This is a genomic window from Streptomyces sp. MnatMP-M17, assembly GCF_900091995.1.
Lineage (GTDB): Bacteria > Actinomycetota > Actinomycetes > Streptomycetales > Streptomycetaceae > Streptomyces.
In genome coordinates this window covers 1-5,811 of the sequence record NZ_FMDK01000872.1, presented here as the reverse complement: position 1 = coordinate 5,811, position 5,811 = coordinate 1, and the positions used below count along the sequence as shown (strand labels likewise).

Annotated in this window: 7 protein-coding genes and 1 pseudogene; 4 read left to right on the top strand and 4 right to left on the bottom strand. The window is 69.0% G+C overall.

Annotated elements, in window-relative coordinates; translation table 11 throughout:
• Positions 1-587 (bottom strand): annotated as a pseudogene (locus tag GA0115259_RS32460) (hypothetical protein); the annotation flags it as partial.
• A gap of 129 nt (positions 588-716) precedes the next feature.
• Between GA0115259_RS32460 and GA0115259_RS32455 the strand changes: the two are divergent.
• On the top strand, positions 717-1,124 hold the full coding sequence (locus tag GA0115259_RS32455) for a hypothetical protein (RefSeq protein ID WP_093603598.1): 408 nt from the start codon (positions 717-719) through the stop codon (positions 1,122-1,124).
• 66 nt (positions 1,125-1,190) lie between these two features.
• On the opposite strand, the gene GA0115259_RS32450 is transcribed toward GA0115259_RS32455, so the two are convergent.
• Complete coding sequence (locus GA0115259_RS32450) at positions 1,191-1,715, bottom strand: hypothetical protein (RefSeq protein WP_093603596.1); 525 nt, start codon at positions 1,713-1,715, stop codon at positions 1,191-1,193.
• Between the two features lie 467 nt (positions 1,716-2,182).
• Between GA0115259_RS32450 and GA0115259_RS32440 the strand changes: the two genes are divergently transcribed.
• Entirely contained in the window at positions 2,183-2,920 is a 738-nt protein-coding gene (locus GA0115259_RS32440; protein WP_093603594.1) for a hypothetical protein, read from the top strand.
• Between the two features lie 57 nt (positions 2,921-2,977).
• Here the strand turns inward: GA0115259_RS32440 and GA0115259_RS32435 are convergent, their stop codons facing one another.
• Together GA0115259_RS32435 and GA0115259_RS32430 are read right to left on the bottom strand one after the other, a co-directional pair.
• On the bottom strand, positions 2,978-3,673 hold the full coding sequence (locus GA0115259_RS32435; RefSeq protein WP_093603592.1) for a CE1759 family FMN reductase: 696 nt from the start codon (positions 3,671-3,673) through the stop codon (positions 2,978-2,980).
• A gap of 2 nt (positions 3,674-3,675) precedes the next feature.
• Entirely contained in the window at positions 3,676-4,767 is a 1,092-nt protein-coding gene (locus GA0115259_RS32430) for an LLM class flavin-dependent oxidoreductase (protein WP_093603590.1), read from the bottom strand.
• Positions 4,768-5,134: 367 nt separating this feature from the next.
• Here GA0115259_RS32430 and GA0115259_RS42390 point away from each other — a divergent pair, with 367 nt between their 5' ends.
• Both GA0115259_RS42390 and GA0115259_RS42385 read left to right on the top strand, forming a co-directional pair.
• Positions 5,135-5,269 (top strand): DUF6126 family protein, encoded by a 135-nt coding sequence (locus tag GA0115259_RS42390; protein WP_237540651.1) that lies wholly within the window; start codon positions 5,135-5,137, stop codon positions 5,267-5,269.
• 369 nt (positions 5,270-5,638) lie between these two features.
• Positions 5,639-5,770, top strand: coding sequence for a hypothetical protein (locus tag GA0115259_RS42385; protein ID WP_256098237.1), 132 nt, complete (start codon positions 5,639-5,641; stop codon positions 5,768-5,770).
• The last annotated feature ends 41 nt before the right edge of the window (positions 5,771-5,811 follow it).

Genomic DNA, 5,811 nt, shown 5'->3' with positions numbered 1-5,811 from the left:
CGGCGCCGGCGTACGGCGAGCAGCAGGGCCGCCGCGGCGAGCACGAGCGTCGCCACGGCCGGCCGGACACCGGCCGCCGTGAGCCCGCGGGCCACATCGCGCCAGACGCCGAGACCGTTGGCCTTCAGCACGGTGATCTCGCTGTGCCGTACCGGGATCCGGTCGGCGTACGGCACCCGGTCGGCCATCAACTGCCGTTTCACCTGTTCGGTGACGGGCGCCAGATCGATGGTGACCGCATCACCGCGCCCGCTGGCGAGGACCTGTTGCGCGGTGGTGTGCGCGGCACGGGCCGCCGTCGTCCACGCGTTCTTGAAGGCCGCGGAGGTGGAGAACGACAGCACGGCCTCGTGCAGCAGCTCGCGTACGCCCGACTGGAGCGGGCCCACGTCGATCTGTGTCATGACCTGGTCGGTCACCCGGTCGGCGACGGCGCCCTGCACGGCCGGGTCGGAGGCGAGCGGCGTCATCGTCGAGACGAAGCGGCCCGTGTCGCCGATCTCCAGATCGGCCCAGGCCGCGATCGCGCTCAACGGGGTCAGGACCGCGAGCAGGACGATCAGCGCCGTGGAGAGATAGCTCCGCACTCCTCAAGGGAACGCGGCGCGGGCGCCGGGCGCGAGCCATGCGCCGCCGACCTGGTGAGCGCCGCGGTTGACGGGTACGGCGGGCAGGTGTGCGCTGGAGAGGCGGGGGGACGGAAGGAGCGCCCTGCCATGGCCACTCAGGTACCCACGCGGCCGACGCGCCGCCATGTCTCCCCACTGGAACGGTTCCATCTCTCTCCGCCCGCCCTGGGAATACCGCTTCTGCTGGGCATCATCTACGGCGCCTACGCCGCGTACATCGCCCGCGGCGGCGGCCCGGCCACCTACGGACAGCTCGCCCTGGCCCTGATATCCGGTGCGCTCCTCGCCCTGCTGATCATCGGCCTCCTCCGCTTCCAGCACTCCCTGATGCGCGAACTGCGCGCCGCGGCCTGGGGCACCCTGGTCGGCTGCGCCATGGGCTTCCTGTACAGCCTCACCGGTCACAGCGTCCTGCTGTCCTCAGGCATCGGCCTCGCACTGGCCGTGGGCACGGTCATCATCACGTTCTACGCGTTCTATATGCACGAGCCCTGAGCTATGCGGGAGCCCTGAACATGCACGAGCCCTGAGCCGGGCGAATGCAGCCGACGGGCATGTCGCTCAGCCCTTGAACAGCGGGTCGTAGGGCTCGTCCTCGGGCGTGAAGATCAGGATGAAGTCCTCGCCTGCCGCGGTGGCGACCTCGCGCAGGCGGGTCAGGACGTCGGCCTCAGCGGGAAGGTCAAGGCCGAGAGCGGCGGCCACCCGGTCCCGCTGAACCAGCATGTCGGGCATGTCCTCCAGGTACTCGGCCGCCAGCTCACCGCTCTCCTCCGCGGTGAACCCTCGACAGTCGCGCCACCAGGGTGCGACCAGCAGGAGCCGTATAAGTTCCGGCAGGCCGATTGCGATCAGAGCCGCGCCGCCTTCGGAGTCCGCGTAGAGGACCGGACGTTCCTCTCCGCCATCGCCACAGAAGAAGAACGTGCCTCCGGCTCCATCACCCGCGAAGCCCTCCAGCGTCGCGCCCGACGCGAGGTGGACGTCCTCGCCATGGTCTGCGCGGTCGAGGTCGAAGTCGCCGGGCCAGGCCAGGAAATGGGCAGCGTCGTCGTGTTCGCGGATGGCGGTGATCAGCGATTGCATGCGCCGCACCCTAACGGCCAGGAACGACAGTCACGGGCTCACCGACAACAGAGGCTGTTCGGGACGTGCCCGGGTCCGGGCTCGGGACGTGCTCGGGCCCGAGGTGGCCGGCCGCCGAAGTTCGACAAGACCGACTACCGCGAGCGCCATGCAGTCGAGTGCGGCATCAACCGCCTCAAGAGGCACCGGGCCGTTGCCACGAGGTACGACAAACTTGCCGTCCGCTACGAGGCCACCGTCCAGATCGCAGTCATGAATGAGTGGCTGTGACCGGGATTTCAAGAAGCCAAGCGGGCCTACCTGGAACAGTCGAATGCGAGACCACCCGGCAGACCGGGCGATAGAGTCCGCACGTGCGTTGATCTTCCGGGCGGCGGCCAAGCACCGCTGCAGACGTTGCGGGCGCCTCAGGTGAGCCGGGGCGCCCCGCCTGGCATGCCCGTCACCACATCACCGGAGACCACGCAATGACCGCCCAGGAACACCTCACCTACGATGCGTTCGTCGCACTCGCCGCCGCTGATCCGGCGGTCGTCGGCCTTGTCCTCAAAGGCTCCCAGGCCCACGAGGGCATGACCACCGAGCACTCCGACCACGACCTGTACGTCATCCTCGCTGATGGAGCGACGACGGAACTGGCCCGGTTCACGGGGCACCGCACTCCAGAACTCGACCTCGTCATCCTCTCCCTCGACGAGTTCCGCGCCGCCGGAATGCCCGGCTTCGAGCGATACGCCCTCGCCCGAGCCCGGATCGTGCTCGACCGACTTGGCGGAGTCATCGCCCAGATCCTGGCCGACAAGACACGGCTCGCCGCTGACGAAGCCTTCCACGAGGCAGACGCATGGCTCGATGCCTACGCCAACTCCCTCTACCGCTCGGTAAAGAACGACCGCGACGGACATGCCCTCGCGGCCCGCCTCGACGCCGCCGACAGCGTCAGATTCCTGCTGGAGTTGCTCTTCGCACTGGACCGACGCCCCCGCCCTTACAACAAGTACCTGGAATGGGAACTCGCCCGATTCCCACTGCCCGGCTGGGACACCGAGCTGTTGCTCGACGCTGCGAACCACATCTCAGCAACGGGCGACGTACCCACGCAGCGTCGCCTCTTCGCCCAGGTCGAAGCAGCGGCCCGGCGGGCCGGACATGACGCGGTGCTGGACGCGTGGGGTGATGACCTGCGCCTGATGCGACCTCAGTAGGGACGCCTCGGGAGCCTAAGTACCACAACTCTTACCGCCGGGCTTTCACAACAGGCCCTAGGCGAGCCTTCTGAGGAGTTGCTCGAAGGGGACTGTGCCGTCCAGGTCGTCGTACAGGTCCTCCAGGTTGTCCAGGTCCTCGGCCGCGGCGTGCGCGGCGTGCGTCTTGGGCGGTTTCGGGGCTTCCTCCTGTGCCGGTGTGACCGTTGCCAGGAGGTGGGCGAAGGCGGTGCTCGCGTGGGTTATGCGGGCCGGGAGGCCGCCTGCGTGGGTGTCGGCGGCTGCGCCCCAGTCGTCCGTGGCGGCGAAGACCGCTGTGGGCGAGGTCAGCGCGTGCAGGTAGGTGAAGAGTGGGCGCAGGGCGTGTTCCAGTACCAGGGAGTGGCGCGCGGTGCCGCCGGTCGCGGCCAGCAGTACGGGCGTTCCGGTGAGCGCGTCCGGTTCGACCAGGTCGAAGAACGACTTGAACAGTCCGCTGTACGAGGCGGCGAAGACCGGCGTCACCACGATCAGTCCGTCCGCGCCGGTCACCCGGTCCAGCGCCGCGCTCAGCACGGTCGACGGAAAGCCGGTGACCAGGTTGTTCGCGATGTCGACCGCCAGCTCGCGCAGTTCCACGACCTCGACCTCCACCTTGCGGCCGGCGGCGGCCAGTTCGCGCGCGGTCGCCTCCGCCAGCCGGTCGGCCAGCAGCCGGCTGGACGACGGCTTGCCCAGCCCGGCCGAGACGGCGACGAGCCTCAGCGCCTCCATGGTCAGACCTCCTTGGCGGTGTCGTCGGTGCGGGCCGCGGCCGTCGGGTGCACCGGGCCGTCCGGGACTCCGGCCGCCCGCAGGCTCGCGAACTCCTTGCGCAGTACGGGTACGACCTCCTCGCCCAGCAGGTCGAGCTGCTCCAGCACGGTCTTCAGCGGCAGGCCCGCGTGGTCCATCAGGAAGAGCTGGCGCTGATAGTCGCCGAAGGAGTCACGGAAGGACAGCGTCTTGTCGATGACCTCCTGCGGGCTGCCGACGACCAGCGGAGTCTGCTCGGTGAACTCCTCCAGCGACGGGCCGTGCCCGTACACCGGCGCGTTGTCGAAGTACGGCCGGAACTCCCGTACCGCGTCCTGCGAGTTCTTCCGCATGAACGCCTGGCCGCCGAGGCCGACGATCGCCTGCTCCGGAGTGCCGTGCCCGTAGTGGGCGTAGCGCTTGCGGTAGAGCCGGATCAGCTTCTGGAAGTGCTCCTTGGGCCAGAAGATGTTGTTGGCGAAGAAGCCGTCTCCGTAGTAGGCGGCCTGTTCGGCGATCTCGGGCGAGCGGATCGAACCGTGCCAGACGAACGGCGGAGTGCCGTCCAGCGGGCGAGGCGTCGAGGTGAAGCCCTGGAGAGGCGTACGGAACTTGCCCTCCCAGTCCACGACGTCCTCGCGCCACAGCTTGTGCAGCAGCGCGTACTTCTCGATCGCGAGCGGAATGCCCTGGCGGATGTCCTCACCGAACCACGGATAGACCGGACCGGTGTTGCCGCGCCCCATCATCAGATCGACGCGCCCGTCGGCCAGGTGCTGGAGCATCGCGAAGTCCTCGGCGATCTTCACCGGGTCGTTGGTGGTGATCAGCGTGGTGGAGGTGGAGAGGATCAGCCGCTCGGTGGTGGCGGCGATATGGCCGAGCATCGTGGTGGGCGAGGACGGGACGAAGGGCGGGTTGTGGTGCTCGCCCGTGGCGAAGACGTCGAGCCCGACCTCCTCCGCCTTCCGCGCGATGGTGACCATCGCCTTGATCCGCTCGTGCTCGGTCGGCGTACGTCCCGTGGTCGGGTCGGCCGTGACATCGCCGACGGTGAAGATCCCGAACTGCATCGCGCTCACGCCTCTCGCTTTCGCGTCGTCTCTCGAAGGTGGTGTTGGTTGAATCTTAAACTGTCACCGTCAACGACGATCCACCACCCTCTATTCCGCCCTGGCCGGGGCGTGGCGAGCGAGGGCGGGAGGGGGCTGGGCTGCGTAAGCGGGGAGGGGGGCGAGGGTGAGGGCGAGGATGTGCGCGGGCGGGCCGACGCGGTCACTTCATCGGCCGGTCGTGGGCCGGTCGTGGTGGTGCGGTCTTGGCCGGTCGTGGGCCGGAAACGGCCGCCCCCGGCGGCGCGGCGGGCATGCCCGTACGCTGGTGTCGGCGGCGGCCGTGTTCGTGCCGCGTGTCCGCGTGCGCCCGGCGGGAGGTCTGTGGATGAGCGACAGCGGCGACGAGAGCTGGAAGGAGCGCGGAGTGGCCCTCCGCGTCTTCTTCTACATCTTCGGGACGCACCTGTTCGCCGGGTTCATCTGGCTGCTTTTCTACGTCGGTGAGCACGCCCAGAAATGACGTCGCCGAGCCCGTTCAGCCTGCTCGGCCAGTGAAGGCCGCTTCTGTCGCGGTGCTGCGGGTGCTGTGCCGGGGGCTCTTCGGGCTCTTCGTCACGGCCTGCGGCATGTGCGCGGGCGGCCGGTGCCGCCGCGCGGCTCTGGAGCAGACGGATCACCGTGAATCCCACCGCGATCAGGCCCAGGATCACCACCACGCTGATCCAGTTGCTCATGACGCGCTCGCCTCCTCCCGTCAAACGTACTCCCGCGACGGTGGTGCGGCTGTTCAGGGAGGCTCGGTACCGTCGCATACGACGATTAGGTTAGGCTCGCCTAAGTATCGGGCCGAATCGGGGGTACTCGGCCGTTCCGACCCTGTGGGGGAACCATGCCGACATCGGCCCTGCCGACATCGAACGGCGCGATGACGATCAGCGCGATGACGCACCCGGCCTCGCGCGTGCTGCCGCTGCCGGGTAACCGCGCCGCCGTTGCCCAGGACCCGCTCGGAGAGGGCTGACCGCCGCGCCGCCGCGCCGCCTTCGCCGTCCCGCGCGCGCC